Source organism: Microcoleus sp. N9_B4, from assembly GCF_036701635.1.
Lineage (GTDB): Bacteria > Cyanobacteriota > Cyanobacteriia > Cyanobacteriales > Microcoleaceae > Microcoleus.
The window spans coordinates 148,486-174,458 of the sequence record NZ_JAUBRC010000005.1; the positions used below are offsets into that span (position 1 = coordinate 148,486).

General features: G+C 45.7%; 29 protein-coding genes. 11 read left to right on the forward strand and 18 right to left on the reverse strand.

Features of this window, described 5'->3' with window-relative positions:
- Nucleotides 1-60: 60 nt before the first annotated feature.
- From QUA43_RS05170 to glpK, 3 genes are all read right to left on the reverse strand, one after another.
- Nucleotides 61-561 carry a DUF3122 domain-containing protein gene (locus tag QUA43_RS05170; protein WP_333371603.1) on the reverse strand — a complete coding sequence of 167 codons (501 nt, stop codon included), beginning with the start codon at nt 559-561 and terminating at the stop codon, nt 61-63.
- A 231-nt stretch (nt 562-792) separates the two neighbouring features.
- The gene (locus tag QUA43_RS05175; protein ID WP_333371605.1) at nt 793-1,164 is read right to left on the reverse strand and encodes a c-type cytochrome; all 372 of its coding nucleotides are present in this window, start codon (nt 1,162-1,164) and stop codon (nt 793-795) included.
- 75 nt (nt 1,165-1,239) lie between these two features.
- Nucleotides 1,240-2,727 (reverse strand): glycerol kinase GlpK, encoded by a 1,488-nt coding sequence (glpK, locus tag QUA43_RS05180; RefSeq protein WP_333371607.1) that lies wholly within the window; start codon nt 2,725-2,727, stop codon nt 1,240-1,242.
- A gap of 98 nt (nt 2,728-2,825) precedes the next feature.
- Between glpK and QUA43_RS05185 the strand changes: the two genes are divergently transcribed.
- Nucleotides 2,826-3,410, forward strand: a complete 585-nt coding sequence (locus tag QUA43_RS05185; protein ID WP_333371609.1) for an endonuclease dU — start codon at nt 2,826-2,828, stop codon at nt 3,408-3,410.
- 185 nt (nt 3,411-3,595) lie between these two features.
- On the opposite strand, the gene QUA43_RS05190 is transcribed toward QUA43_RS05185, so the two are convergent.
- Nucleotides 3,596-4,798, reverse strand: a complete 1,203-nt coding sequence (locus tag QUA43_RS05190; RefSeq protein WP_333371611.1) for a hypothetical protein — start codon at nt 4,796-4,798, stop codon at nt 3,596-3,598.
- A 397-nt stretch (nt 4,799-5,195) separates the two neighbouring features.
- Nucleotides 5,196-5,324, reverse strand: a complete 129-nt coding sequence (locus QUA43_RS05195; RefSeq protein WP_333371613.1) for a hypothetical protein — start codon at nt 5,322-5,324, stop codon at nt 5,196-5,198.
- 535 nt (nt 5,325-5,859) lie between these two features.
- On the opposite strand from QUA43_RS05195, the gene apcA reads away from it, so the two are divergent.
- The 3 genes from apcA (at nt 5,860) to QUA43_RS05210 (ending at nt 7,479) form a co-directional block, all read left to right on the forward strand.
- Nucleotides 5,860-6,345, forward strand: coding sequence for an allophycocyanin subunit alpha (gene apcA, locus QUA43_RS05200; RefSeq protein WP_333036136.1), 486 nt, complete (start codon nt 5,860-5,862; stop codon nt 6,343-6,345).
- A gap of 176 nt (nt 6,346-6,521) precedes the next feature.
- The gene (apcB, locus tag QUA43_RS05205; RefSeq protein ID WP_006634930.1) at nt 6,522-7,007 is read left to right on the forward strand and encodes an allophycocyanin subunit beta; all 486 of its coding nucleotides are present in this window, start codon (nt 6,522-6,524) and stop codon (nt 7,005-7,007) included.
- 268 nt (nt 7,008-7,275) lie between these two features.
- On the forward strand, nt 7,276-7,479 hold the full coding sequence (locus QUA43_RS05210; protein ID WP_006634929.1) for a phycobilisome linker polypeptide: 204 nt from the start codon (nt 7,276-7,278) through the stop codon (nt 7,477-7,479).
- A 110-nt stretch (nt 7,480-7,589) separates the two neighbouring features.
- On the opposite strand, the gene QUA43_RS05215 is transcribed toward QUA43_RS05210, so the two are convergent.
- On the reverse strand, nt 7,590-8,012 hold the full coding sequence (locus tag QUA43_RS05215; RefSeq protein WP_333371615.1) for an EamA family transporter: 423 nt from the start codon (nt 8,010-8,012) through the stop codon (nt 7,590-7,592).
- A gap of 36 nt (nt 8,013-8,048) precedes the next feature.
- Here QUA43_RS05215 and QUA43_RS05220 point away from each other — a divergent pair, with 36 nt between their 5' ends.
- Nucleotides 8,049-9,269: an FtsW/RodA/SpoVE family cell cycle protein gene (locus QUA43_RS05220; protein ID WP_333371617.1), complete on the forward strand. Its 1,221-nt coding sequence runs from the start codon at nt 8,049-8,051 to the stop codon at nt 9,267-9,269.
- Nucleotides 9,270-9,701: 432 nt separating this feature from the next.
- Here QUA43_RS05220 and QUA43_RS05225 read toward each other — a convergent pair whose 3' ends face one another.
- Nucleotides 9,702-10,355 carry a Crp/Fnr family transcriptional regulator gene (locus tag QUA43_RS05225; protein WP_333371619.1) on the reverse strand — a complete coding sequence of 218 codons (654 nt, stop codon included), beginning with the start codon at nt 10,353-10,355 and terminating at the stop codon, nt 9,702-9,704.
- A 545-nt stretch (nt 10,356-10,900) separates the two neighbouring features.
- On the opposite strand from QUA43_RS05225, the gene hslO reads away from it, so the two are divergent.
- Together hslO and QUA43_RS05235 are read left to right on the forward strand one after the other, a co-directional pair.
- Nucleotides 10,901-11,800 carry an Hsp33 family molecular chaperone HslO gene (gene hslO / locus QUA43_RS05230; RefSeq protein WP_333371621.1) on the forward strand — a complete coding sequence of 300 codons (900 nt, stop codon included), beginning with the start codon at nt 10,901-10,903 and terminating at the stop codon, nt 11,798-11,800.
- Between the two features lie 246 nt (nt 11,801-12,046).
- The gene (locus QUA43_RS05235; RefSeq protein WP_333371622.1) at nt 12,047-14,110 is read left to right on the forward strand and encodes a hypothetical protein; all 2,064 of its coding nucleotides are present in this window, start codon (nt 12,047-12,049) and stop codon (nt 14,108-14,110) included.
- Nucleotides 14,111-14,502: 392 nt separating this feature from the next.
- On the opposite strand, the gene QUA43_RS05240 is transcribed toward QUA43_RS05235, so the two are convergent.
- Both QUA43_RS05240 and QUA43_RS05245 read right to left on the reverse strand, forming a co-directional pair.
- Nucleotides 14,503-14,976: a TspO/MBR family protein gene (locus tag QUA43_RS05240; RefSeq protein WP_333371624.1), complete on the reverse strand. Its 474-nt coding sequence runs from the start codon at nt 14,974-14,976 to the stop codon at nt 14,503-14,505.
- Between the two features lie 314 nt (nt 14,977-15,290).
- Nucleotides 15,291-15,872: a hypothetical protein gene (locus QUA43_RS05245; RefSeq protein WP_333371626.1), complete on the reverse strand. Its 582-nt coding sequence runs from the start codon at nt 15,870-15,872 to the stop codon at nt 15,291-15,293.
- Nucleotides 15,873-15,944: 72 nt separating this feature from the next.
- On the opposite strand from QUA43_RS05245, the gene QUA43_RS05250 reads away from it, so the two are divergent.
- Both QUA43_RS05250 and QUA43_RS05255 read left to right on the forward strand, forming a co-directional pair.
- Nucleotides 15,945-16,097, forward strand: a complete 153-nt coding sequence (locus QUA43_RS05250; RefSeq protein WP_333371628.1) for a hypothetical protein — start codon at nt 15,945-15,947, stop codon at nt 16,095-16,097.
- Nucleotides 16,098-16,241: 144 nt separating this feature from the next.
- Nucleotides 16,242-16,556 (forward strand): zinc ribbon domain-containing protein, encoded by a 315-nt coding sequence (locus tag QUA43_RS05255; protein ID WP_333371630.1) that lies wholly within the window; start codon nt 16,242-16,244, stop codon nt 16,554-16,556.
- Between the two features lie 160 nt (nt 16,557-16,716).
- Here QUA43_RS05255 and QUA43_RS05260 read toward each other — a convergent pair whose 3' ends face one another.
- A complete protein-coding gene (locus QUA43_RS05260) occupies nt 16,717-17,604 on the reverse strand; it encodes a DUF1232 domain-containing protein (RefSeq protein ID WP_333371631.1) in 888 nt (295 codons plus the stop codon).
- 79 nt (nt 17,605-17,683) lie between these two features.
- Here QUA43_RS05260 and QUA43_RS05265 point away from each other — a divergent pair, with 79 nt between their 5' ends.
- Nucleotides 17,684-18,508 carry an NAD-dependent epimerase/dehydratase family protein gene (locus QUA43_RS05265; protein WP_333371633.1) on the forward strand — a complete coding sequence of 275 codons (825 nt, stop codon included), beginning with the start codon at nt 17,684-17,686 and terminating at the stop codon, nt 18,506-18,508.
- 112 nt (nt 18,509-18,620) lie between these two features.
- Here the strand turns inward: QUA43_RS05265 and QUA43_RS05270 are convergent, their stop codons facing one another.
- Both QUA43_RS05270 and QUA43_RS05275 read right to left on the reverse strand, forming a co-directional pair.
- A complete protein-coding gene (locus QUA43_RS05270) occupies nt 18,621-19,244 on the reverse strand; it encodes an SAM-dependent methyltransferase (protein ID WP_333371635.1) in 624 nt (207 codons plus the stop codon).
- 371 nt (nt 19,245-19,615) lie between these two features.
- Complete coding sequence (locus QUA43_RS05275) at nt 19,616-19,810, reverse strand: hypothetical protein (RefSeq protein ID WP_333371637.1); 195 nt, start codon at nt 19,808-19,810, stop codon at nt 19,616-19,618.
- 311 nt (nt 19,811-20,121) lie between these two features.
- On the opposite strand from QUA43_RS05275, the gene QUA43_RS05280 reads away from it, so the two are divergent.
- Nucleotides 20,122-20,292 (forward strand): hypothetical protein, encoded by a 171-nt coding sequence (locus QUA43_RS05280; protein ID WP_333371639.1) that lies wholly within the window; start codon nt 20,122-20,124, stop codon nt 20,290-20,292.
- Between the two features lie 60 nt (nt 20,293-20,352).
- Here the strand turns inward: QUA43_RS05280 and QUA43_RS05285 are convergent, their stop codons facing one another.
- The 6 genes from QUA43_RS05285 to sufC all read right to left on the reverse strand — a co-directional run bounded on the left by QUA43_RS05285 (nt 20,353) and on the right by sufC (nt 25,740).
- Nucleotides 20,353-20,985, reverse strand: a complete 633-nt coding sequence (locus QUA43_RS05285; protein WP_333371641.1) for a Uma2 family endonuclease — start codon at nt 20,983-20,985, stop codon at nt 20,353-20,355.
- A gap of 158 nt (nt 20,986-21,143) precedes the next feature.
- The gene (locus tag QUA43_RS05290) at nt 21,144-21,575 is read right to left on the reverse strand and encodes an Imm1 family immunity protein (RefSeq protein ID WP_333371643.1); all 432 of its coding nucleotides are present in this window, start codon (nt 21,573-21,575) and stop codon (nt 21,144-21,146) included.
- On the reverse strand, nt 21,575-21,970 hold the full coding sequence (locus QUA43_RS05295) for a deaminase (protein ID WP_333371645.1): 396 nt from the start codon (nt 21,968-21,970) through the stop codon (nt 21,575-21,577). The genes QUA43_RS05290 and QUA43_RS05295 overlap by 1 nt, the downstream gene beginning before the upstream one ends.
- Nucleotides 21,971-22,158: 188 nt before the next feature.
- Nucleotides 22,159-23,421: a SufS family cysteine desulfurase gene (locus QUA43_RS05300; RefSeq protein WP_333371647.1), complete on the reverse strand. Its 1,263-nt coding sequence runs from the start codon at nt 23,419-23,421 to the stop codon at nt 22,159-22,161.
- Between the two features lie 166 nt (nt 23,422-23,587).
- Entirely contained in the window at nt 23,588-24,952 is a 1,365-nt protein-coding gene (gene sufD, locus QUA43_RS05305; protein ID WP_333371649.1) for a Fe-S cluster assembly protein SufD, read from the reverse strand.
- Nucleotides 24,949-25,740 (reverse strand): Fe-S cluster assembly ATPase SufC, encoded by a 792-nt coding sequence (gene sufC / locus QUA43_RS05310; protein WP_333322357.1) that lies wholly within the window; start codon nt 25,738-25,740, stop codon nt 24,949-24,951. Before sufC ends, sufD begins: the two co-directional genes overlap by 4 nt.
- Nucleotides 25,741-25,973 lie beyond the last annotated feature (233 nt).

A 25,973-nucleotide genomic window follows, 5' to 3' on the forward strand; every position in this document is an offset into this window, starting at 1 on the left:
GATTTGTGACAGGGGAAATTGCCTTGCTTTTAAATGTAGAGTGCGCTTATTTTTTTATCTTTAGCTTTTGTCAGACAACAGCCGCCATTCTCTCACAGCAAAAGGAGGAACCAGCAATTCTGTTTCTTTTTGATTTTTCACGGGGAAATTCAACCGCAAAGGTCGATTACTGTCCAATTGTGTAATTATTGATTTGAAATCGTATTCTCCGACATTAATCGGCAAATCCGACTCGTTCCAAATATCTTTTGCTGTGCCAATTTCCAGCTTTCCCGCCACAACTTTCAGCGGAACAGGATGCTGCAATTCTGTTCCGGGAAATCCTACTAATCTCAGATTTAAAGACTTTACTACTCCCGACTTGACTCGCTTGTACAAAACAACTTGCCATGCTTTATCGTCTGTATCACGCAGGCTTTGTACGGATCGGAACATTACTGTCTCAGCAGTTTCTGGATATTTGTGAATCGAGGCGAAAGCGGGCGGGCTGACAGCTAAGATTAGAGACAAGCACAAGCTAATGACAGTTAAAGTTCTACGCCAACAATAATGTTTTTTCAACTTGCAATACCTCCGATAATTTACAGTTTTTTAGCCAAAAATAGAAAAAAACAGGTTTGTATTGAGATTATTAAGGGATGAACAATAGAAGACAAGAAGCAGGCAGGTTTTGTATAAAGATTATTCATCGATGACCAAGTTAAGCGCTAAACCTGCCTGCATTATACCTCGGCTTGGTTGGTTTCCTGAACTTAGGCGCTCAACCTGGTCTTACAATGTACATAGTCTGCTTTATTTCCAATCGGTTTCAGCTTGGGATAGCACGTAAGCTGAAACATCGATAATTTGTTGTTCCGACAAACGATCTTTGTAAGCGGGCATAATACCTTTGCCGTTGGTTACTAAGTTGGAAATGTTGGCGATGGAATCCATGCCGTATTTTTTTAAGGCTTTTTGTTTCAAGTTTTTGCCGCGCCTGATAATGTTGCTGCCGTTGATGTGACAACCTGCACAGTTGGCGCTGAAGACTTCGGCTGCGGTTGCGGGATTTGTAGCTGGATCTGCGAGGGCAATTTGGGAATTAGTGGCGATTTCTACAAATGCCAGTGTCAGTATCAATAGAAAGGCGCTGAGAATTTTTTTTAAGTTATTTAGCGAAATCATCTATTTGCAAAATGAAAAATTGTGCTGGATTTAATGATATCACTAAGTACGCATTTTTGGGGTTAACTCAGCGATTTATTCTTCCCAATCGAATGTGCGGGAAACTGCTTTTTTCCAAAAGCGATATTTTTGTTCGCGAAGTGCGATCGGCATTTTTGGTTCCCAAGTACAATCCACCGCCCAATTGTCCCGCAATTCGGCTAGCTGACTCCAAAAGCCCACCGCCAAACCGGCCGCATAAGCCGCACCGAGTGCAGTAGTTTCGGCTACGACAGGCCGCACCACAGGCACTCCCAAAACATCGCTCTGAAACTGCATCAGGGTGTGATTTCCCACCATTCCTCCGTCTACTTTTAAAGACAAAAGCTGCACTGCTGAATCCTGATTCATCGCGTCCAATATTTCCCGCGTTTGCCATGCTGTAGCTTCCAATACTGCGCGGGCAATGTGTGCCTTAGTCACGTACCGAGTTAAACCTGCAATTACTCCCCGCGCGCTGTCTTTCCAATAGGGCGCGTAGAGTCCAGAAAATGCCGGGACAACGTAAACTCCGCCACTATCTTCAACTGTATTTGCTAATGTTTCTACTTCCGCAGATGTGTTGATGATGCCCAAATTGTCCCGCAGCCACTGCACTAGAGCTCCGGCGATCGCAATACTGCCTTCCAAAGCATACACAGCGGGCGATTCCCCCATCTTGTAGGCGACTGTTGTTAGTAACCCTTGCTTTGAAGGGACGATCATCTCACCGGTATTCAGCAGCATAAAACAGCCCGTACCGTAAGTATTTTTCGCCTCCCCCAGACTGAAACAAGTTTGCCCGACGAGGGCGGCTTGCTGATCCCCCAAAGCAGCAGCAATCGGAACACCTGCAAGCAATCCTTTTGCAGTTCCAAAAACGTGACTCGAAGGGCGAATTTCTGGCAGCATCTGGCGGGGAATTGCCATTATTTCCAAAGTTTCGGCATCCCAATCCAGGGTTTGCAAATCCATCAGCATCGTGCGGCTGGCGTTGGTAACATCGGTAATGTGCGCGCCGCCAGTCAGGTGCCAAATTAGGAAAGTATCGACATTGCCAAAAATGGCATCGCCTTTAATTGCAGCTTCCCGCAAGCCTGAAATATTGTCCAGCATCCACTTAATTTTCGGCCCGCTGAAATAAGTAGCCAGCGGCAAACCGCATCGTTCTCGAAATCGCTCTTTGCCCTCAACTTCAGCTAATTGATCGCAAATAAAGCGAGTGCGGGTATCTTGCCAAACAATCGCATTGCCGTAAGGTTTGCCAGTTTTTCTGTCCCAAACAATTGTAGTTTCGCGCTGGTTGGTAATACCGAGTGCAGCAATATCTTTCGGGTCAATATTGCCGATTTCGAGGGCATTTTTAATCACGCTTTGGGTGCGCTGCCAAATTTCATCGGGATTGTGTTCAACCCATCCCGGTTGCGGATAGATTTGCTGATGTTCTTGTTGGTTGCTGCAAATTATCTGTCCCTGGCGATCGAATATAATAAATCTGGTGCTGGTGGTTCCTTGGTCGATCGCTGCTACGTATTTTTTTGCCAATTGTCTAAAACCTTTTTAGTAATGAGCTATTTAAGGTATATGATACTATGTAAAACACAACCTAATCTCACAAACTTTAGTTTAGGAAACTCCACAAGTTGAAACTGGCAGATTTGCTGAGGCTCGATCGCACAATTAAGGTTATTGGCTTTGACGACGCTCCGTTTTCTCGGACAAGCGGCAGTTTGGTGTCGATCGCTGGCATAGTCTGCGGGGGAACTCGATTTGAAGGAATGGTGTGGGGACAAGTCCTGCCAGACGGATTAGATGCCACAGATGCTATTTCTGGGCTACTCCTCGGAGGCAAATTTTTGCCGCAATTGCATCTCGTTTTGCTAGACGGAATTGCTTTCGGCGGCTTCAATATTATTGACCTTCCCGAGTTAGCATCGCGGCTACAAATTCCTTGTGTTGCTGTCATGCGCCGACAACCAGATTTAGCTGCTGTTGAAAAAGCCCTCCGCCATTTACCAGACTCGCAATACCGTTTAGAATTGTTGCGTCGCGCTGGGAAAATTCACGCTTTTGAACCTTTCTTTTTTCAAGTTTGTGGTGAACAACCGGAAGTAATAGCCAGGGTGCTTCAGCGTTTGACGGACACTGGGAAAGTTCCTGAAGCTTTGCGTTTAGCTCATTTGATTGGTGCGGCGGTAATTACTGGAGTTAGTGGCAGTTCTGCTTGAATTCTTGTTAAGAACGGGCAAGATGCCCGATCCACAAAGAGTAAATTTTCTTGTGGGCAGGACTTACGTTAAGAACGGGCAAGATGCCCGATCCACAAAGAGTAAATTTTCTTGTGGGTTCGCATCCTGCCCGCCCATGAAAGGTCTATTGACAATGTGCAATATCTCAGTTTGTACTCGCTTACTTACACAATTTCGCCCTCTAATTCACCGAATTCGATTTGAGTTCCCAACGCCAAAGTTAGGGTACTTTCAGGTTCTACCATTTTTATATCGCCTTGAATGTCTGTAGCCCACCAAGCGCGATCGCACAAATTGGTCAATCCTAACGAAAGCTCGTTTCTCGATCGAGAAGTGACTATAGCTACAAGACCGTTAGATGCTGCGGCTGTTAAACTCGGTATGTCAGAAGTGAATAGTTGAGTTCCCGCACTCAGAGGAATAACTCGACTGCCTAATTTGAGAGAAACTTGACCGCTGGTAAAAGAATTTACTGCGGGCTGATCTGATATAAAGGTAGGCGGAATATTTGCCGATATTGGGGCTGGCAAGTCAGAGTTTCCTACTGTAATTGTACAGTTGCCGATTCTCTTTTGGTCGCCCGATCGCAAATAACTCACCGCCCCGCTATCAACATTCTCGCAAACAATTTGACCTGCTTCCAATTGAAACCGCATTGCCAAGGGCGAAACATTAGGAATGCAGATAATAGACAAATTTTCATCACTCCCAAAAGTCACTGGTTCCGAACCCAGAGTGAGAGTGCGATTTGCTCCGGTATCGTAACTAATTACCAGCCAAGCTTTGTTGAACAAAGTTTCGGCTACCACTAGCATAATTCCAATCCAAAAACCGATCGCAGCACAGCCAGCTAAACGGCCCGCTGTACCGGATAAATTGTAAGCAAACAGAATAAACAAACAGCCGCCCAAAACTCCTCCAACACCGCCGCCTCCCGCGCCGCGAAGCGCTCCCAAATTAGGAATCCGCTGTGCAAGTCCCAGTCCTAACAAACTGCCAGCTATTCCCCAGCAAATTACTCGCAATAATTCGTTGTTTCCGTCGCCAATTCCGCTATAAATACCTTCGGCGATCGCCCCAGAAATGGCTCCTGCAATTAAACCAAACAATCCGCCATTTTTTAAAGCCTGTTTAATTTGAGGCTTGCCTTTGATATAGTAATAATAGCCGAACATGATAGCAGTAGCAATGCCACCGCCTACGAGTCCAAACCAGCGAGCTGTGGACAATACACTGTCAAAAACAGATTCCGAACCAGTGAGCCCCTGCATGAAAGGTTCGGTGATTAGATTGCCGACGAAACCGCCGACAGCACCGCTAATCCCAAACTGCAAAGCTTTTTTAAGGGCTGATAGATTTCTTTTCACGGCGCACCAGATTAAAAGTGAGAGTCAAATCTAGCTACAAGCTCGAAAGTCACCATTTCCGACGATCTGATATCTGGCATCGCGATCGAGAACAGGCAAGATGCCTGTTCCACAAACACAAAGAGTGAGTGTTCTTGTCGGTAGTAGGGGTTGGGCTGGAGCCATTGGTGTCAACTTAAGCTTTTAGTCCGCCAGTCCTCCCCCTCACCCGGCAGTCCGCCAGGGAATGAATTCCGCGGGGCTTATAGCGAAAGTCCTCGCTTCCGAGGACTGAATCATTCATTAGTCCTCGGAAGCGAGGACTTTCGCTTTGAGGCTCTTGTTTCAACCCCTGACGGACTATCGGTTTTACCTTAAGTTGACACGCCTTGGGCAAGAGATCCCGCCCGTCCCAGACTTATTGAGAAGGGTGCAAGATGTGAGACGATCGCACCTCTCCCCGCCTCTCTCCCGCCTCTCTCCCCCCATCTCCCGCTTGTCTCCCTCTGAGGGAAAAGTCTTTGAGGGTTGCGCGATCGCCCGTCACAATTCCCGCTCAATGCTCTATCGCCTGTAACCATTGCTGCCAGATAATTTTAGCAATTTTTAATCGGTGAAACTTTAACGGAGAAGACCCAAGCGAGGGCCCAAATATGAAAAGGAATGTTACAAACTATTACAGTAACACTCAGAATGTGAACATAATGCCTCAAAATACTTGCGAGAGGTAGTTGTGTCAGAGAAGCAATATCCTTACTAACTGCCCGACAGTCACTCGATCGCCACTAAGTGGCCTGCTGCAATCTCGATCGTAGATTAAAGATCGCATCAGTCATTTGTGGTATTGTAAGCGACAGGCTTAGTGCGAGCACTCACAACCGCACCGGCGTGAAGAACCAGCGCCGTTAAGCACCGAAGGCAGTCACCCGCCAACAACTTCAACAGTTGCTGAGTGTGGAAAGTCCAGCCTTCCCCGTCCAAGCTCCTGCCTGAGCAGGAAAGATACGGGACGCAAGTGCCCGCCTTCGCTAGCTCAGCGCATAGCAGTTCATATAGCAAAATATCCAGCGGGTACACACAAGATGAGTATCGTCACCAAATCAATCGTCAACGCAGACGCCGAAGCTCGCTACTTGAGCCCAGGTGAATTAGATCGGATCAAAAGCTTCGTCACCTCTGGTGAACGCCGCGTCCGCATCGCCCAAATTTTGAGCGAATCCCGCGAACGCATCGTCAAGCAAGCAGGCGACCAACTTTTCCAAAAGCGCCCTGATATTGTTTCTCCCGGCGGCAACGCTTACGGCGAAGAAATGACCGCAACTTGCTTGCGCGACATGGACTACTACCTGCGTTTGATTACCTACGGAATCGTAGCTGGCGACATTACTCCGATCGAAGAAATCGGTATTGTCGGCGTCCGCGAAATGTACAAATCTCTCGGCACCCCGATTGAAGCCGTCGCCGAAGGCGTTCGCGCTATGAAAAATGCAGCAAGCTCGCTGCTGTCTGGAGAAGATGCTTCCGAAGCTTCCTCCTACTTCGACTACGTTATCGGTGCGATGCAGTAAGGAATTTCGATTTTAGGTTTTCGATTTTAGATTGAAAAATTGGGGGTTGCCGGCAACAAGTTAAAAGCTTTTGCAAATAACCAGCCACTTAAAAATCTTAAATCCCAAATCCCAAATTCCAAATTCTAGCTCCAAAATTGGACTGACTCAGCCACTTTCTAGGAAACAAGACAACCATGCAAGACGCAATTACCGCCGTTATCAATTCCTCTGACGTTCAAGGTAAGTACCTCGACATCAGCGCTCTAGACAAGCTCAAGAACTACTTTGCTTCTGGCGAACTGCGCGTCCGCGCCGCTACCGCCATCAGCGCTAATGCAGCCACAATCGTTAAAGAAGCAGTTGCTAAGTCTCTGTTGTACTCTGATGTAACTCGTCCCGGCGGCAATATGTACACCACTCGCCGTTATGCAGCTTGCATCCGCGACTTGGACTACTACCTGCGCTATGCCACCTACGCTATGCTAGCTGGCGACCCTTCCATCCTCGATGAGCGCGTGCTCAACGGTTTGAAAGAAACCTACAACTCCTTGGGCGTGCCCATCGGTTCTACCGTACAAGCAATCCAAGCAATGAAAGAAGTCACCGCTGGTTTGGTCGGTTCTGACGCTGGTAAAGAAATGGGCGTCTATTTCGACTACATCTGCTCTGGCTTGAGCTAACACTCAGGAAGAAGGACTCAGGAAGAAGGAAGAAGAAGGAAGAAAGAAAAATATTTATTTCTTGCCTCTTTTAACTTTTAACTTTGGACTTGTTACCTTTGGCTTTGAAAAGAGGTCAGGGAAGTTGAGAGTGATTGCTAGACCGTCAAAGGCTTGTCGAGAAAGCCCGACGAGTTTTAACGAGCTAGTTTTGACTCCTAACTCCCTGCCTTCAATCTTTAAAAAATCCATCTAATAATCTGTAAACCTACTCAGGAGTTAGTTTCCCATGAGAATGTTTAAGGTGACTGCTTGCGTCCCAAGTCAAACTCGCATCCGCACTCAGCGCGAATTGCAAAATACCTATTTTACTAAGCTCGTTCCTTACGACAACTGGTTCCGGGAACAGCAAAGAATTATGAAAATGGGCGGCAGAATTATTAAAGTGCAACTGGCTACCGGTAAGCCCGGAGCTAATACGGGCCTGCTTTAAGAGCCGAAGCTGGATTAGTAGAGGGGTAAGAGGTCGCGATGACCTCTTTTTTGTTGTTATAGCAGAAGGAAGAATGTCCAGCGTTGTTAATTTAATCATTGACAAATATTTCAATAAGCAGAAAGTATAACTGCGATTATCGCTAACAAAACAGCAAGCATTTGTGGTAATGTAATAGCCTCTTTCAAGAAGAAAAACGATAATAATATAGTAATCAGCGGGTAGATAGACGTAACACTCACTACATTGGCAACTTCACCTTTGCCAAGGGCTATAAAAAATACTAATGATGCCACAGTGCCACAAACGCCAACTAACATGGCAAACAAAATTCCCCTAACATCTCCCTCAAAACTAAAATTATTAGTGTGGAAAATAATAAATAAAGTAGTTAAAATAGCGCCAATAGCTTCATAAACAAAAGCAGTTTTGTAGTCAATATATTTAGTCGCTAAATTGCCAAAAAATCCCCACAAACCATATAATAGCGAACAGATTAATGCGTAAATTAACCAATCTGGTACTTTAGCCATCTTTGTTAGAGTTTATTGAGATCATTCTAAAATCCTATGGCTAATGACATTCGACGCTTGATTCCCTTTTTTGACCCCAGCGCGTCTCAATGGGCCGCTGAGGCCCGGTGGCTGAGGTGGCTGACTTTTCTGTGGCTGTTTGTCGGGCTGACAGCATTGTTTTCGGCTTCCTATCCCATTGCAAATTATGAATTTGGAGACGGCCTTTATTATTTTAAACGACAGCTAATCGCAGTGGCGATCGGGCTGGCCGGCTTTAACTTGATAGTGTACTCCCCACTGCGGTATCTGTTGAAAACATCTCAGTTAGGCGTTTTATTGCTGCTGGGATTGCTGTGGTTGACCTTAATTCCGGGAGTGGGAACCACCGTCAACGGGGCGACTCGCTGGATATCTCTGGGCCCGGTTCCGATTATTCAACCTTCGGAGTTGATTAAGCCGTTTTTTGTTCTCCAAAGCGCCCGCATTTTCGGCAACTGGGCCCGGTTGACGAATAAAGTTCGCTTAACTTGGTTGTTAATTTTCGGTGCGATGCTTTTGGGAATTTTGTTGCAGCCGAATTTAAGTACCACGGCTTTGTGCGGGATGACTTTGTGGTTGGTGGCTTTGGCGGCGGGCTTGCCTTACTTGCAGTTGGGCGCCACGGCTATGGGGGGAATGCTTTTAGCGGTTTTAAGTATTAGTTTGAGGGAATATCAGCGCCGCCGGATTATGTCTTTCCTCAATCCTTGGGCTGATCCGATGCAAGACGGCTATCAGTTGATTCAAAGTCTCCTGGCTGTGGGTTCTGGGGGCATTTGGGGTGTGGGTTTGGGGATGTCGCAGCAAAAGTTATTTTATTTGCCGATTCAGTACAGCGATTTTATTTTTGCTGTGTTTGCTGAGGAGTTTGGTTTGGTGGGAGGTTTCTCGCTGTTGCTGATGTTAGCGGCTTACTCTACTGTGGCTTTGAGGGTAGCGATGAAGGCTCGAAATATTGAGTCTCAGTTGGTGGCGATTGGGGTGATGGTGGTGATGGTGGGACAGTCGTTGCTGAATATTGGGGTGGCGACGGGGGTTTTGCCGACTACGGGTTTGCCGCTGCCGTTTTTTAGTTACGGGGGTTCTTCGATGTTGGCAAGTTTGTTGTTGTCGGGGTTGCTGATTCGGGTGGCGAGGGAGAGTTCTGAGGCTGATGTGGTTTCTTTAAACGGCCTCCGTGGAAAGCCGGGAAAACCGAAGTTGCGATCGAACAACGCTACTGCACAAACTGAATAATTTGTCAAGTTATTTCTTTGACGCGCGGGTAGCTAGAAACCGGGTTTTTTAACCAAAATATTTGCTTAAAACCTTCAATAAGAGTCAAAAAACCCGGTTTCTTTACCTTCTGTGGCCCCGTCATTCCGGGCGATCGACTATTTCCGCCCGTCACCTTTATTGGGCGGTTCTTCTTGCTTTTCTTGAGGTTTAGCTGTGATGTCAGTTAATTCTTTTTTGTCTGGTTGCGGTGTTTCTTGAGTTGAGTTAGCCATTGAGTTTAGTCCTAAATAGATGCACCGCTTAATTATATCTTTTCTAACTGCAAAGGTATGGCTGTAGGTAGGGAGAGGAAGAGCCAGACCAACAATTCTGATACACTGAGATTTGATAACTAATACTGGAAGACTTTAGGCCAATGCAAAACAGTGTAAATGCAAATTGCTGTCGGTTCTAAACTGCTTGAGGGTTGCAGCCAAACAAATCCGACCTGGACGCAAAAACATCTTTGTTAAGAATTAAATGCCGATCGCCATCTCGACTGATTAACCCTTGCTGCTGCAATTTTCCCAGCATTCGAGTTACTGTTACCCGCGTCGTGCAAATCGCATTAGCAATATCTTGATGTGTCAAGCGGATATTCAAACGAGTTCCCTCAACCACAGGCTGACCGAATTCCTGTTGCAATAATAGCAGTAGCTGATACAAACGGTCATCTACTCGCCGCTGTCCGGCGATCGCTAAAATTGCTTCCATTTGCCGCAGCCGCCGTACCATTTGAGGCAGCAACTCGTGAGCTAATTGAGGAGAAGCTTCGATTTCCACCATAGAATACCACATCAAATAAACATCTGATGTAGCCGTAGCTCGGTAAGTCTGCAAGCTTGTCAACCACAAACCGAAGCACATCGAAGGCCCAACCCAACCCAAAAGTCCTTCTTCCCCGGTTGGATAAAGCGTACTCAGTTGTGCTAGACCTTGACAGACTCGCCAAAGGCCATGCGACATCATAGGAATGGTTTCGCCCTTGGCATAAAAATGCAAGTTTCGAGTCGCTCCTGTGTTATGCTGGACTTCCGCTAAAAGTGCTTTGGATGTTGGTGGCATATCCGTTATTTCCAGCTAAAAAACATTTGTCTGAGACCTACGCCTCTGACTCTAACCGACCAAGGTAAAGGTTTGGTAATCGTCTGGTTAGCGGCAAGATAAGCTTTAGTCATTAGTCATTAGTCATTAGTCATTAGTCATTAGTCATTAGTTGTTAGTCATTAGTTGTTAGTTGTTAGTTGTTATAGCCTTTCTCAGTAACATGAGGTGTTCTTGGGCATTGGGCATTAGCCAAACAGGGCATTGGAATAGTACCTTATTTTCCTGAGTGCCGCTATATAAAATGACTGAGCAAACGCTGGATTTTGTAAAATAAATGCAATCCTTATTTGTGGCATATTTCCTAAATATTTAAATTGAATAATTCGTTGAATATTTGTTAATAAATAGTCGGTTAATCAAGGTAAAAAAGAAAACAGAGGCGGGCCTGGAAGTTCGATCGCACTCCCAGGCCCGCCGAGTCAACTGCTGCTCTCTGCTGCCACAACCTTCAAGAACTTATAAAATAGTTCAAGAAGGTATCAAAAGACAAAGTAAGGTTTTTCATGGCCGATCAATTAATTCGCGCTACAGCCGCAGAGGGCGGAATTCGCGCTGTAGGCGTCATTTCCACCCGCCTCACCGAAGAAGCAAGACAGCGGCACAAGCTCTCCTACGTGGCTACAGCCGCCCTCGGCCGCACAATGTCGGCGGGGCTGTTACTCGCCTCCAGCATGAAGCGACCCGAATCGAGAGTCAACATTCGCATCAAAGGAGATGGGCCACTGGGCGGGCTTCTGATTGATGCGGGACTCGATGGAACAGTTCGAGGTTATGTGGACAATCCCGAAGTGGAATTGCCGCCCAATGCTAAAGGCAAACTCGATGTCGGCGGGGCAATAGGTGACGGTTATTTGTACGTGGTGCGGGACGTTGGATATGGCTTCCCTTATTCAAGTACGGTAGAATTGGTTTCCGGCGAAATTGGCGACGATCTGACTCATTATTTGGCAACCTCGGAGCAAACGCCTTCGGCTCTGGTTTTGGGGGTGTTTGTGGGGGCGGGCGGGGTAGAAGCGTCTGGGGGTGTGCTGTTGCAGGTTCTGCCGAAGGCGGCAACAGACGAAAAATTGGTGCAAACTTTAGAATCTAGAGTTGCTCAATTATCGGGCTTTACGCCGCTGCTGCGATCGGGCAAAACGCTGCACCAGATTCTCGAAGAGTTACTGGGAGATATGGGCCTGGAAATTTTCCCGGAAACTCAGATGGTGCGCTTTGACTGTGGCTGTTCGTTCGATCGAGTTTTGGGAGCTTTGAAAATGTTGGGCGAAGCCGAACTCCAAGACATGATTGAAAAAGATGGGGGGGCTGAGGCTACGTGCCATTTCTGCAACGAGGTTTACCAAGCTAATAGCGACCAACTTGCGGAACTGATCGGCGATTTGCGATCAAACTCCGGTTCTTGAGACGATAATGTGTAATTGGCTCTATTGAGTGCGAGTTAGGGATGACGGCCTTGACCAATTGCCAATTACGCATTATCAATTACCTAATCACAAAATTTTGATTTTGGCGGTTTGGCGATCGACTCTTGTAGTCTTTCGCCTGCAGGAGTATTTAAAAGTGATGAATACATTCTATAGAGCAGTCAATAGCAGCGATAGCTGTTTTGAAATAATTAAGACAGGCTGGTTGCTGTTTGTGGTGAGGATATGAGTCAAGATCGCAAAATACCAGGCCGTTGGTCTGCATCAGAATCCTTGGAGTCAACAAAGGATACTTCGTCGCTGGTGCGCTTACCAGCAAGGAAAAACCGGGCTGAACGACTTAAAGAGCTCCGAGAGTTGGTTACTTCGGGAAAACTGCCGGGAGGGCATCTGGAACTACCGCCGAATTTGTCTGGGGAAAACTCGCAGCTGCCGGGGGAACACAATCCGTTTTGGCGGAACTGGTCGAATAAGTGGCAGTTTTGGCTGGCGCTGAGTTTGATGCTATCGGTGGGTATGGGGTTTGTGGCAATTGCGTCTTTACTCAACCTGACCTCGCAGTCGAATTGCTCAAAGATTTTTTGGCCGACGGCTTCTGCTAACGATCGCTTTTTTTGTGCTCAAGAAGCAGCAAGCAAGCGGACGGCGGATGATTTGCTCAGGGCGATCGAATTAGTGAATGCTTTGCCACAAGACCATCCGCTGCGGCCGAGAATTAACACTCAAATCGATCGGTGGTCGGAGGATATTATTAGGCTGGGAAATGCTAGTTTCCAAGAAGGAAAGCTGGATGAGGCGATTGCGCTCGCTCGTAAGGTTCCTCAAAACGTTCCGGCTTACCCGAAGATGGAAAAGCAGATTGAAAAGTGGCAGTCGATATGGAGCGATGCAGAGAAAATTTACCGCACGGCGGAAGACCACTTGCGTCAGGAAGAGTGGCCGCTGGCTTTCAGCCAAGCTACTCTGCTTTTGGATTTGGGAAATACTTTCTGGGAATCGGCTAAGTACGAGGAATTGACTAAGCTAATTCAGACGACTCGGGCGGAGGGCAATAAGTTGCTAAAAGCCCGGAATACAGCCTCCGAGGGAGGTCTCGACAATCTGGTGACGGGGATTAAGCTGGCTCAGGGAATTGATCAAAACAGTTATTTGTATCAAGCAGCCAATAAGGCGATCGCCGAATTTAGCAAGAAAATTCTGGATATCGCCCAAAAACGATTGCAGGCAGGGGATTGGCAGGAGGCGATCGCGATCGCTAACAAGATTCCAGAGTCGGCAAATTTAAGGGAACAAGTACAGGATTTTAATGAGTTGGCGAATGCTACTTCTCAGGCTTTGACTGGCTCTGTTGAGGGTTTCTCCAAGGCGATCGAGATTGCTCAAAAGTTGAATTCGGGCCGCCCTTTATACAAACAAGCTCAAGATTTAGTCGGCCGCTGGCAACAAGAAATGGCTGATGTGAAAGTTTTGGATTTGGCAAGCAGCCTGGCTGCGCCGGGTGGGGTAAATGATTTGAGGGCTGCCATCGCGCAATTGCAAACAGTCCCCCAATCAAATCCCCGCGCTTCGGAAGCTCGCAGTCAAATTAGCCGCTTGAGCCGTCAAATCGAGCTGCTGGAAGACAGTCCGTATTTGCAAAGAGCGAACGATTTGGCGAGTACGGGCGATCCGAATGCTCTGGAAGCCGCCGTTGCTCAAGCTTCTCGGATCGGTAGAGGTAGGGCGCTTTACGTGGAAGCTCAAGCCAAAATTCAAGCTTGGATCGAGAGGAGACAGCGGCTTGTTGACCAGCCGTTTTTGGATAGAGCTCAGCAGCTAGCGGCGAGCGGCAATTTGGCAGGGGCAATTGAGATGGCGCGCCGGATTCGATCGGGACGGGTGCTTTATGAGGAAGCTCGATCGAACATTCGGACTTGGGAGGCTCAATTTCAGGGCGAGCAAGGTTTGCAGAACGCCCGTCAGACCGCCCGAGCCGGGACTGCTGACGCTTTGCAAACGGCTATTGCGCTGGCAAGTCAGGTTCCCGAGTCGAGTTCGCTCCGGTGGCAGGCGAGTGAGGCGATTGATGAGTGGAGCCAGCGGATTTTGGCGCTTGGTGTGGAAGAGTCGTCGTCGGATCTGGCTGGGGCGATCGCAACTTTGAAGAAAATTCCCTCGGGGACTCGGGCTTTTGAGCAAGCTCGATCGCAAATCAAAGTTTGGGAGGAGTCGCTGAATCCTCCCGATGCTGAATCTCCCCCTCCTGAACCGCCGGAAATTGAGCCTCCGACCAGCTCTGGCAATCGTTAGCTTAACTAGCTTGCCCGACATTGGGCGGGGGGTTTAAAGTCTGAGAATTAGTGCTTGATTTGAGTTTTAACTCAAATCAACCATCATTCTCAATCAACTTGTAGGGGTGGGTTTACGAATAATCCTCACATTGCCAACAAATTAAATAAAGCCACCCCCACCACGCGATAAAACTCAGAGAATCTCTATTTAACGAACCGCGAAGACGCAAAGGGCGCGTTCGGCGAAGCCGTTCCCGAAGGGTAGGAAGAAAAGGAAGAGAAGAGAGACAAGAGAAAGACTTCACAATTGATACGAGGCTTGCTCTAGCAGTTTTCTATTGGGTGAGGTACATCTTAGCAATTACCTTTTTCCCAATGATCAATTACCAATTACCTGTAATTTTAGATCAATTAAACATCCGCCGGATTTAGGTGCATCATTGCCCAAGTGGTGTAAGTGCCGATCGGACTCCAAAGTATGTAAGGCAGCAATAACAGGGCGGCTGGCTCGGAAACTTGCAACACACTTAAAGCTAGCATTACGCTTAAAATAGCGCCCGTTCCGCCGATTATTGTGCCTACTTTTAGGCTCCTAACTTTGCACATAACCGAGGTATAAGACATAGTTACTATTTCTAAAAGCAGGTACAAACCCATTCTCAGCCAAGTCTCCTGAGTTCCTGGTTCTTTTTCCCACACAATCACTGCTGACCAAGCTGCACAAATAAAAATTACTGTCCAAATTAACGGAATTGCTTTTTCAATTACTAGCCATCTCGGACGCTGCAATCGGTTGAACCATTGGATGTCGCTGGGCGCGATTATGTTAGCAGCTAGTGCTACTACAAAGGCGACGCCTCCAATTACCATCCAGGATTTAATCATTTTTTTACCTTGGGCGAGGTTGACGGGTTCGATTCAGCAGATATTATCTCGAATTTTGGCGATCGCGCAATCTGTCCCCAGTTATATTAGGTTGATCCCAGTCAGGAAACCCAACATCAGTTTAAAAGTTATTTAGACTTCTGGGAAACCTTAATTTATTATTTTCAGTTCCCCTTCATAATATAAAAAATGTGACTCTTGCTCCCTCCCCTTGACAAGGGGAGGGTTCAGGTGGGCTTTTCAGTAAATTTGACCAGTAAATTTGACCAGTAAATTTGAGAAAAAGTCTATTAGTCTTTCAAAAAAATCGGCGACTAGCCGAGCCGATGATGCTGTTCTAATTCTAAACTAGAGTCATCTTCTTTTTTGGGAACCAGAAGCGTATTTTCGCTGCTCGGTTGCAACACGGCTTTAATCACTTGGAGAAAACGGTTAGGCTTTTTGGTTTGACCGTTGAGAGTGCGCCGGTCTTGCACTTTTTTAGAAAGGTGCCGCATCACAGATAAATCGAGTTCATCGATGAAATGGTCTGCTATACGTTCTCCCATTAAATCAATAGCTTCAGCATACTGATCGGTCAGCGTTTCTATAGCATCGTATGCTTCGTCAGCAACTTGACTTGCTACTGTTTTATTTTGGTCGCCCGGTGTCTGGGAATTGGTGCGGCGTCGGTCTAAAAGACTTTGGTACTCAGCAATGCTCATTCCCAAATTGTAGAGATGGTGGTGAGCGTGATCCATCAAATCTACTTCACTGGGATAGAATAAACCGCGAGTGCTGTTGATGCCGTGCAGTTTGGCCCAACGCCGCAGAGTTGTCTCATCTTGCAGTTGATATCGCTCCAACATTTGAGCTGTGTTCAGCTCTACTTCTGGCGTAACTTTGAAATCGCTCATCGGTAAATCCTCGCTGGTGAGTAAATAAATAAAATTGAAACTTAGAATCTGTGATTTGCGTACAGTCTGAAAATGATGATCAATCCTTTGACGGCATTGAGGGAAGTCTTGCGGGCATTTGCTAGCCGTCGATCGTGCGATCGTGCGATCGAGTCAGAGGATTTCAGGGTAGCGTACTTTTGGGCTTTGTCTCGATCGCATCCGGGAACAAGCACACAGGGTTAATAATATAGCTGATTTAAGGTTTCAACAACCGTTAAAAATAGTAAAGTTTGATTTTCGGGCTTGAATTATTAGTAATGTTGAGCTATAATATTCTCAATAACCGTGCAATTAGTAATTTTAGTAGTTGCAAACGAGATTCTTAGTATGCCTGTATACGATTATTTGTGTCCCGAAAACAACCAGCAGTTAGAAGTTTGGCACAGCATGAACCTGGAAGTTTCGACTTGGGGCCAACTGTGCGAGTTGGCGAAGCGCGAACCCGGGGAGACTCCTGCAGATGCTCCGGTACGCCGACTGCTGAGCGCTCCGAGGTTGATGAAGCCGACATCCGACACCGATTATAAAAGTTCGGGTTTTAGCAAGTACGTGAAGCGGGATGAAGGGGTTTATGAAAATGTCACGGCTAAGGATGGTGAAAGCCGTATTGTCAATCGAGATGGCAAGCCGATTAAAGACTGAGAATCCACAATAATCAAGTTTTCAGTTGAGTAAATTACAGATATTGGGTAGGGACACGGCACTGCCGTGTCTTGTATTTTATCCGATTGACAACTGCTATATTATTCAGATTATATTATGCCCATGCAAACGGAAACAAAACTCTCGATCGGACATAATATTATTTGCCAAACCAATCTTTCATTTTTTGTTTTGCTTGTTCTTTAGTATCAGCATTAATGTATACTGAAACAGTAGCTATTGCAGCCAGCAATACTCCCAAATCGTCTGTAAATCCGATGCCGACTAATACATCGGGAATAGCATCGACAGGAGATATAAAATAGGTCAAAGCTCCAACTACAACTCCTTTGGCCCAAGCAGGCACGTTTGGGTTCTGAGCCGTATAGTAGAGAATCAAAGCTTTTTCAACTACTTCTCTTCCTGCGGTTAAAGCAAAGTTTTTAAGTTTAGTCCAAAAACTTTCATCTGAATAGTTAATTTTGGGGTTGCTGAGGTTTGTGGTTGTTCCTTTCCGGTCGATCAAATCGAGAGGGATGCCCTTAGTTTTAAGCTGGGAAACAGCAGAATTGAAGGAGGCTGATGCCTGATTTTTATTAGGGGCGGCCTCCCGTATTTGTTTCATGTCTGCGATGAATTCCTGCATGGCTTGGATTTGCAAGTCGGAAACCGCCAGCAGTTTTTTTGCGGATTGGATCGCCTCGCTTTCTGCGGGATGCAGCGTCTTATTGGCCCCAGCAATGTTAATTAAAAAATACATGACTCCCAAACGCAGCGGTTCTTCTGACTTAGTGAGTGTTTGCAAACAATCGCTGAGTGATGGGGGACTGGCTGTGTAGGATTGGATTTGAGTCTTTGCAGAGTCAGAAAATTTGTCTAAATTTATGGTTTTAAACAACAAGTCTAGTTCGTCAATATCAACGGAACCATCGGCGGCTGCGATCGCAAACAAAGAACCATAAAAAGCTAAAAGCTCGCTTTCTGAGGATGTGGCAAAAATATCTCTCTCGGACACGATGCTACTCCGATTGATAACGATGCTTTGCATTTTACCACAAAACTCAGCGCGCCATGATTTCAGAAACCGGCAATAATTTTAGAGAGGATGACACAATGGAGAATTTTTTATGAAGGTTGCGATCGTCGGCTGCGGCTATGTGGGTACTGCGACAGCCAAACATTTACGAGGCAAATCTGATTGTACCGTGACGGCGACAACTACGACGGCGACCCGAGTAGTTGAGTTGGAGGGTATCGCGCAGCGGGTAGCCGTGCTCAAAGGAAATGACAAAGAGGCAATGACGGCTGTACTGCAAGAACAAGATGCTGTTATGCTGTGCGTAGGTGCTCCAAATTCTGATACTTATCAGGAAAGTTATTTAGATACGGCGACTACTTTGGTATCGGTTTTACAGCAGATACCGACTGTCAAGCAGGTAATTTATACGGGTACTTATTCTGTGTATGGCGATCGCCAAGGTGAATTGGTAAACGAAGAATCACCCGTCGCACCGGCTAATCCAAACGGTGAAATTCTCGCAGAAACCGAACGGATTTTATTAGCAGCATCGAATCCCAATCTTCACGTCTGCATTCTCCGTTTGGGAGGAATTTATGGGCCGGGGCGAGAATTAGTTAAAATTTTTGGACGTTGGGCTGGGAGCACTCGTCCTGGTAGGGGGGAAGATGCTACTAATTGGGTGCATCGGGATGATGTTGTTGGGGGGTTAACTTTTGCTTTGGAAAATCGATTGCAGGGAATTTATAATTTAGTCGGGGATGTGTCGCTATCCAGTGGTGAATTGCTCGATCGCATTTTTGAAGCTAATAATTTGCCTAAAGTTTCTTGGGATGGAAGTCCTAGCGTGCGGCCTTATAATGCTAGGGTGTCGAATCTAAAGATTAAGGCGGCTGGTTATCAATTTATCCATCCTGAGATTAGGGAGTTTTAGTTGGGCTAATCTTTTTTTGACCGCAGATGTAGGCGGATAGACGCTGATGAAGAAAGAGCGATTGACCGCTAATTGTAGATGCACTCTCTGGAAATTTATCGGCTGGTATCATTTACAACCGCTGAAACAAATCCATCCGATAGCGTTTGTGATGACCTACTATATCTATCCCGAAATTTTGTTTGCGCGGATCGCCCAAATGTTTCAAAAACTGTGCAGACTCTTGGATAAAGGTATCGTGAACTATGTCACCATTCAGGATGAAACTTTCCACTGGATACCGAAAGTGAACCATCAAGAGATAACCTCCTGGAAGTAACTGGTCAATAATTTTTTGCTTGGTTGTCAGGAGGTCTGGCATTGTCAAATAATAGCCCACTTCTGAGAATAAAATTAAATCGAACTTCTCAGTTGGGAACTGCTGGGGTATCTGCATCTGCTCAAACCGCACCTGTGGGAGATCGGCGCAGCGTTTCCGCGCTTCCTCTAATCCTACCTCTGAATAATCTACTGAAAGCAGTCTGTCACACTTTTTGGCTAGTTTCTGGGTCAGTACACCGATCGCACATCCGATTTCAAAAGCATTTTTGAATCGGACTTTTGGCAAGGATCTGATCGTTGTTCTGAATTTACTGGTTTCATAAAAGCTAGACGTGTATCGCCAAGGATCTGAACTTTGGCGGTAGGTTTCATCAAAGAAGCTGGATGGTACTGATTCCTGTTTTGAAGGCTTCATGGTGAATCTCTGTAAGTTAAATGACCTCTAAATAAATATACTACAAAAAAATAGCTTCAGGATTTACACAAAAATTGAAACTTTACACTATCTGTACATTTGAGGCAGGGAGTGCAACAGTAGGGATAGAGTTTTTGCGTAATTCCTGCCACTTTCTTCTCACTGATGAATCACAGGTGGGACGCCTGTCCCACAATACATCTAATAAATAAAGGGCGATCGCACTTCACTTAGGTTGTGGTAAATATTGTTTTATTACAGCATTAGTAATGCTTTCTCTTCTTCCCAAGACAGTGAAATATTGTTTTATTACAGCATTAGTAATGCTTTCTCTTCTTCCCAAGACAGTGAAATTTCTAGTTTTCCTGATACTATAAATGTTTGAGCTGCCAACAGGCTGTCTCTAAATTTACACACATCCTGGCGGAATAATTACCTTCTTGTCCGCCGATAACTAGCTTTTCTATTGCATCTGGTTTTGATGGATCTACTAAATTATGGAAGCTAAGGTTATCCAAAGTTATCTTAACAATATATTTGCCGGATTCGCCGCCACCAATGCTCATATAACACTCGTCATCTGCACCCAAGGTAACTAAAGTTTTACTTTTCCCATTTAACTCGCGAATGGCTTGTTCTATTTGACTCCAAGTAGGACTTTCTCTTAAATCACCTTCATCCTAGTCGCCAACCCAATTTTCTGCTGATAGGTTTAACACAAACATTATTGCTTCCTTCTATTTGGCGGTTTAATGGTTATTGTCTTACTTCCACTGGGAGTAATAATTTCTAGTTCTTCTATATTTAACTGCCAAGCCTTTGTATTTTGGCCTCTCCTGTGGGTTGACTACCTCAATTTTACAATTTAGTTGGGGATGTGGCACTATCTAGTGGTGAATTGCTCGATCGCATTTTTGAAGCTAATAATTTGCCTAAAGTTTCTTGGGATGGAAGTCCTAGCGTGCGGCCTTATAATGCTAGGGTGTCGAATCTAAAGATTAAGGTGGCTGGTTATCAGTTTGTTCATCCTGAGATTAGGGAGTTTTAATAGTCTTGGGCGCAGCACCTAATTATGCAGGGTGCACACTAGGCACCTTGCTAGAGAATATTATATTTTCCCTTTAACCCAACTTCTAAAGGATTTCAGCAAAGCAATTTCCCCCATCGTTTGAGTGCGAGTGAAAAACCCAGCCATTTCCGCTGCTGATACAAAGGGAAAAGCAATACTAAAGTCGCGCTCAATATATTCAGTTTCTACCAACTGATAAAATTTCAAAACTCGCCCGTTATATAGCCAGAGTTCCGGGACGCGAAGTGCGGAGTAAATGGCAAACTTATCAACTGAACTGCTGGTAATATCTATTTCAATTGCTAAGTCGGGCGGTGGGGTAGTTTCTAAATCTAGTTCTTGCCTGCCTCTAACTGCTGCTTCATTTTGGATATAATAACAGTTATCTGGTTCTATGCCTTTTTTGGCATTTTTGAGTTTGAGAGTAGTTGAGCCAGCACTTTTAATTTCAATGTCAAGTTCTTCTGCTAAAGCAAGGATGAAATTACCGAAATTGCTCTTGTAGTTCTCATGTTCAAATAGTGGCGCCATAATTTCCAGTTTCCCTTCATCGTAAGCTATGCGATAACCTCGCTTATCGCCTATTTCTTTGAGCAACGTTTCAAAGGTCTGCCAGCTAATGTTTTCTAGCAGTGTTCTCTGTTCGGCTAAACTTGAAGTAGTAGCAATCATCTCAAAATCTCCTTTAGCTGAGAAAACTCTAGTTTTATTTTATCACAAGCCAAGATACTATCAAAAAGGGGGTTCTTTTTTTGAACCGCAGATGTAGGCGGATAGACGCTGATGAACGCGGATGGATGAAAGGGCGATCGCACTTCACTTAGGTTGTGTTAAATCTTATTTGATGACAGCATTACTAATTCTTTCTCTTCTTCCCAAGACAGTGATATTTCCAGTTCTCCTGATACTGTAAATGTTTGAGCTGTCAACAGTGCCGTCTCTAAATTTACACACATCCGGGCGGAATAATTACCTTCTTGTCCGCCGATAACTAGCTTTTCTATTGCATCTGGTTTTGATGGATCTACTAAATTATGGAAGCTAACGTTATCAAAAGTTACGTTAACAATATATTTGCCGGATTCACCGCCACCAATGCTCATATAACACTCGTCATCTGCACCCAAGGTAACTAAAGTTTTAGTTTTCCCATTTAACTCGCGGATGGCTTGTTCTATTTGACTCCAAGTAGGACTTTCTATTAAGTCACCTTCATCCTGGTTGCCAACCCAATTTTCTGCTGATAGGTTTAATACAAACATTATCGCCTCCTTGTATTTGGGGGTTTAACGGTTATTGTTTTACTTCCACTGGGAGTAATAATTTCTAATTCTTCTATATTTAACTGCCAAGCCATAGAGTTTACTCCACCTCTTAAGCCGCAGGCGGCACAAAGTTCGCGATCGCAAATCAAACGTGCTTTACCTCCTCTAATTCCCGCGTCGGCTGCTTGTTGAAAAGCATCGGCTTCAGCGTGGGTTTTGGTGATAGGATTGACATTAAAGGTTATTTGCCGACGATTGGGGTTGCTGCCAGAGTTGATGCCAAAAAAACTTTGACCCGCTATTTCTAGTTTAGCTATGGTTGATTTATCGGTTTCGCTGCCAGCCGGTGGTAAACCTAGGCTTTGTCTATATGCACCTAGTTCATCAAACACACTTTGTATTTTTGCCTTTCCTTTGGGGTGACAGCCCCATTTTACCAGATTGCGTTCTGGTTTTGGGATTTGGGGGTGCGATCGCTCTCTTCTTCATCCGCGTTCATCCGTGTTCATCTGCCTTCATCTGCGGTCAAAAAAAGGGCGATCGCTTCTAAATTTCTATCCGCGCACCCTCACCCACCAAATTATCCCATCATCCCAGCAAAAAAGTCTATCGTCTCTTTCAACGCTTTCACAAACACATCAATCTCCTCGCGAGTATTGTAAAAATACAAACTTGCTCTGGCAGTAGATGAAATATTCAAATAGCGGTGCAAAGCTTGCGTGCAGTGATGCCCGGAACGAATCGCAACTCCCTCTTGGTCTAACATGGTAGACAAGTCTTGAGGGTGAATTTCTCCGGCTGTAAATGCTGCTAACGCAGCTCTACCTTCGCCGTTGCTGTCTGGTTGTGGCCCGTAAATTTTGATTTCTGGAATTTGCCGCAATTGTTGGAACAGATAAGCAGTCAATTCTGCTTCGCAAGCGTGAATCTTATCCATGCCAATGTTACTAAGATAATCGATTGCTGCACCAAGGGCGATCGCCTCGCCGATTGCAGGGGTGCCGGCCTCAAATTTGTGCGGCAAATCGGCATAAGTTGAATATTCTAAAAACACGTCAGCAATCATCTCGCCGCCGCCGAAAAACGGAGGCATTTCTCTCAGCAAATCCAGCTTACCGTACAGAAAACCGATGCCAGTCGGAGCGCACATTTTGTGACCGGAAGCAACCAGCCAATCGCAATCAATTGCTTGCACATCTACTATCATGTGCGGCACGCTTTGGCAAGCATCAATTAAAACTCTTGCGCCGAAACTGTGGGCAATTTTGCAGATTTCTTTGACAGGACTAATGCAGCCCAAAGTATTAGAAACGTGAACGGTTGACACCAATTTAGTTTTATGGGAAATCAGCGTTTTAAACTGTTCCACATCAAACTCGTTAGTTTCCGTTAACTCCACAAACTTCAGCACCGCACCGGTTCTTTGAGCAATCATTTGCCAGGGAACGAGATTGCTGTGGTGTTCCATCACAGACAGGATAATTTCATCTCCGGCTTGCAGATTGCTCAAGCCCCAAGAATAAGCAACCAAATTAATCGCTTCGGTGGCGTTGCGAGTGTAAACAATTTCTTGCCGCGATGCCGCATTTACAAAGGCAGCAACTTTGTCTCTCGCACCTTCGTAAGCATCAGTCGCTTTGGCGCTGAGAGTGTGAGCGCCGCGGTGCACGTTTGCATTATATTTCTCGTAGTAGTCGCGCCAAGCGTTGAGCACGGCTAGGGGTTTTTGAGAAGTAGCTGCATTGTCTAAATAAACTAGCGGTTTACCGTTAACTTTTTCATTCAAAATTGGGAAGTCGCCGCGAACTTTTGAGGCAAGTGTTTTTTCTTGAATAAGTGTCATATTTTTTGAAGTTAGTGATTTGTCGTTGGGTGGGGGCGGGTTTACGACATTGTTGGTTTTAGGCAATTATTATTCGTGAAACCCGCCCCTACAGGCTGTTAAAAATGGTGCAAGATGTTGTAGGGACACAGCACTGCTGTGTCCTCTGTGTCCTCATCTTTATGAGTTATCCTTGGATAGCCACACAGGTAGAAAGCATTTTCGCCACCCCAAGAATCGGTAATTGATTGAGCATTTCCGCCGCGAAAGCATCGATTAGCAAATAGCGACTTCTTTCTAAATCCAAACCGCGACTTTGCAAGTAGAAAAGTTCATCATCTTCTAATTGGCTGACAGTTGCACCGTGGGAACATTTAACGTTGTCGGCGACAATTTCCAACTGCGGTTTAGTGTCTATGCGAGCTCTTGGCGACAGCAACAAATTCCGGCTTAACTGTCCGGCATCTGTCAATTGTGCGGCTTTGCGAACGAAAACTTTGCCGTTAAATACAGCGCGAGCTTTGTTACCGATAATGCACTTGTGCAGTTGGCGGCTTGTACCGTGGGGGTGATTGAAATCGATTAAACTGTGAGTGTCTGATAACTGTTCGCCAAAGGCTACGGTTAAACCATTTAAAGTTGTTTCAGTGGCTTCGCCGCGCTGAAAAACTTCTAAATTGTGCCGCGATATTTTGGCTCCCAAGCTGATAGCATGACAAGTATAACGGCTATTGCGAGATTGCTCGATCGCACTTTTGCCGATATGAACAACCTCTCCACCTTCCCGCTGCAGCCGAACGTGATTCACAGTGGCGTTTTCGCCGACAACAACATCCGTTACAGCATTCGTAAATGCAGCGACATTCCCGATAGTTGCATAATCCTCAACCAGCGTCACATTGCTTCCAGGCTCAGCTATGACCAAGCAGTGCGGCTGGGACATCGTGGGAGATGCACCGGGCGCTGTCAGGAACAGCAAGTGAATCGGAAGGTCGATCGACATATTGGCCGGCACGAACACCACCGCAGAATCCGCCAAACCCGCAGTATTCAGCGCGGTAAACACCTCAGTTTGCTGTCTGTGCTTGCTCAAAACATCGGCTATCCGCCCTTGATATTTTTCGGGCACATTAGATAGATTACCTGCGTAAAAGTCGAGCCTCTTCGAGGGCTCCGCTAACGGCAAATTCGGAAAAACCGACGACTCCACCGTTGACAAATCCGGCGCATAAAAACCGTTGACAAATACCAATCTTAATGGTAAATCATCCCGATTTTTCACTGGCATAATGATATCAGCCAGCTTAACTTTTGACTGATTGCTCTGCGGTATATGAAAAGGAATTTGCAACACCGGCGACAAATCAGTAAAGCGCCATTCTTCATCCCTCACCGTCGGAAAACTCGAAGCAAGCACGTATTCAGTCGCCGAATCCCGCAAATCCTGCAACCCGTAAGCAGAACTTTTGCTATTAGCAGCCTCCAAATTACCGCACTGATTCACCAAATCAGTCAAAAACATTTCCCTACTAGCAACTTGCGTATTCATCATCGCGCGCCTACTCCTGCTGCTTCCTCTTCCACCACCCAGTCATAACCGCGCTCTTCCAATTCCAGCGCCAACTCTTTCGGGCCAGTCAAGATAATTCTACCCGCTTCCATGACGTGAATAAAATCAGGAATAATGTAATTCAGCAACCGCTGATAGTGAGTAATCACCAACATCGAATTTTCAGCAGTTGACAACTGATTCACACCGCCGGCGACAATCTTGAGAGCATCGATATCCAAACCCGAATCAGTCTCATCCAAAATAGCTAATTTCGGTTCCAACAGCGCCATTTGCAAAATTTCATTCCGCTTTTTCTCGCCGCCGGAAAAACCCTCATTTACGCTGCGGCCTAAAAAAGAATCATTCATCTTGACAATATCCAGCTTTTCCTCGATTAAATCTTGGAAGTCAAAAGCATCCAATTCTTCCAAGCCGCGATGTTTGCGGTGAGCATTGTAAGCCACGCGCAAGAAATCCAGATTGCTAACGCCGGGAATTTCTAAAGGATATTGGAAAGCCAGAAATACGCCCGCCAAAGAACGTTCTTCCGGCGCTAATTCCAGCAAATTTTGACCCAAAAAAGTAACTTCTCCGCCCGTTACCGTATAAGCAGGATGGCCGGCTAATATCTTGGATAAAGTGCTTTTCCCCGAACCGTTGGGGCCCATAATCGCGTGAATTTCACCCGATTTAATTTCCAGATTCAAACCCTTAAGGATTTGGGTATCTTCCACATTCGCAGTTAAATCGCGGACGGATAGCACCACTTGACTATTTTCTACAATCATCTATTTTTGTCCTTTTCCTCAATGCACTTTACAGTTTTTCTCTCGTTCTTCTCGTTTTTAGGCTCTGCCTATTGCTGACCACTTAAAGTTAAACCTACCGTCTCTCTTGTTTGTATCGAAGTCTCGATCCCCCCTAACCCCCCTTAATAAGGGGGGGACAAGAGTGTTCTTAAAGTCCCCCTTAATAAGGAAGGGGGGACACAAGAAGTATTCTCAAAGTCCCCCGTCTTAAG

What these genes read in the sequence shown, in the direction of transcription:
- QUA43_RS05215 (WP_333371615.1), bottom strand. Translation starts at nt 8,012, where the DNA reads ATGGCTAAAGTACCAGATTGGTTAATTTACGCATTAATCTGTTCGCTA.
- QUA43_RS05175 (WP_333371605.1), bottom strand. Translation starts at nt 1,164, where the DNA reads ATGATTTCGCTAAATAACTTAAAAAAAATTCTCAGCGCCTTTCTATTG.
- apcB (WP_006634930.1), top strand. Translation starts at nt 6,522, where the DNA reads ATGCAAGACGCAATTACCGCCGTTATCAATTCCTCTGACGTTCAAGGT.
- QUA43_RS05245 (WP_333371626.1), bottom strand. Translation starts at nt 15,872, where the DNA reads ATGAGCGATTTCAAAGTTACGCCAGAAGTAGAGCTGAACACAGCTCAA.
- QUA43_RS05290 (WP_333371643.1), bottom strand. Translation starts at nt 21,575, where the DNA reads ATGTTTGTATTAAACCTATCAGCAGAAAATTGGGTTGGCAACCAGGAT.
- QUA43_RS05250 (WP_333371628.1), top strand. Translation starts at nt 15,945, where the DNA reads ATGATGATCAATCCTTTGACGGCATTGAGGGAAGTCTTGCGGGCATTT.
- QUA43_RS05275 (WP_333371637.1), bottom strand. Translation starts at nt 19,810, where the DNA reads ATGAGCATTGGTGGCGGCGAATCCGGCAAATATATTGTTAAGATAACT.
- QUA43_RS05220 (WP_333371617.1), top strand. Translation starts at nt 8,049, where the DNA reads ATGGCTAATGACATTCGACGCTTGATTCCCTTTTTTGACCCCAGCGCG.
- QUA43_RS05265 (WP_333371633.1), top strand. Translation starts at nt 17,684, where the DNA reads ATGAAGGTTGCGATCGTCGGCTGCGGCTATGTGGGTACTGCGACAGCC.
- sufD (WP_333371649.1), bottom strand. Translation starts at nt 24,952, where the DNA reads ATGATGAATACGCAAGTTGCTAGTAGGGAAATGTTTTTGACTGATTTG.
- QUA43_RS05240 (WP_333371624.1), bottom strand. Translation starts at nt 14,976, where the DNA reads ATGATTAAATCCTGGATGGTAATTGGAGGCGTCGCCTTTGTAGTAGCA.
- QUA43_RS05235 (WP_333371622.1), top strand. Translation starts at nt 12,047, where the DNA reads ATGAGTCAAGATCGCAAAATACCAGGCCGTTGGTCTGCATCAGAATCC.
- QUA43_RS05270 (WP_333371635.1), bottom strand. Translation starts at nt 19,244, where the DNA reads ATGAAGCCTTCAAAACAGGAATCAGTACCATCCAGCTTCTTTGATGAA.
- QUA43_RS05300 (WP_333371647.1), bottom strand. Translation starts at nt 23,421, where the DNA reads ATGACACTTATTCAAGAAAAAACACTTGCCTCAAAAGTTCGCGGCGAC.
- apcA (WP_333036136.1), top strand. Translation starts at nt 5,860, where the DNA reads ATGAGTATCGTCACCAAATCAATCGTCAACGCAGACGCCGAAGCTCGC.
- QUA43_RS05225 (WP_333371619.1), bottom strand. Translation starts at nt 10,355, where the DNA reads ATGCCACCAACATCCAAAGCACTTTTAGCGGAAGTCCAGCATAACACA.
- QUA43_RS05285 (WP_333371641.1), bottom strand. Translation starts at nt 20,985, where the DNA reads ATGATTGCTACTACTTCAAGTTTAGCCGAACAGAGAACACTGCTAGAA.
- QUA43_RS05255 (WP_333371630.1), top strand. Translation starts at nt 16,242, where the DNA reads ATGCCTGTATACGATTATTTGTGTCCCGAAAACAACCAGCAGTTAGAA.
- sufC (WP_333322357.1), bottom strand. Translation starts at nt 25,740, where the DNA reads ATGATTGTAGAAAATAGTCAAGTGGTGCTATCCGTCCGCGATTTAACT.
- QUA43_RS05210 (WP_006634929.1), top strand. Translation starts at nt 7,276, where the DNA reads ATGAGAATGTTTAAGGTGACTGCTTGCGTCCCAAGTCAAACTCGCATC.
- QUA43_RS05260 (WP_333371631.1), bottom strand. Translation starts at nt 17,604, where the DNA reads ATGCAAAGCATCGTTATCAATCGGAGTAGCATCGTGTCCGAGAGAGAT.
- hslO (WP_333371621.1), top strand. Translation starts at nt 10,901, where the DNA reads ATGGCCGATCAATTAATTCGCGCTACAGCCGCAGAGGGCGGAATTCGC.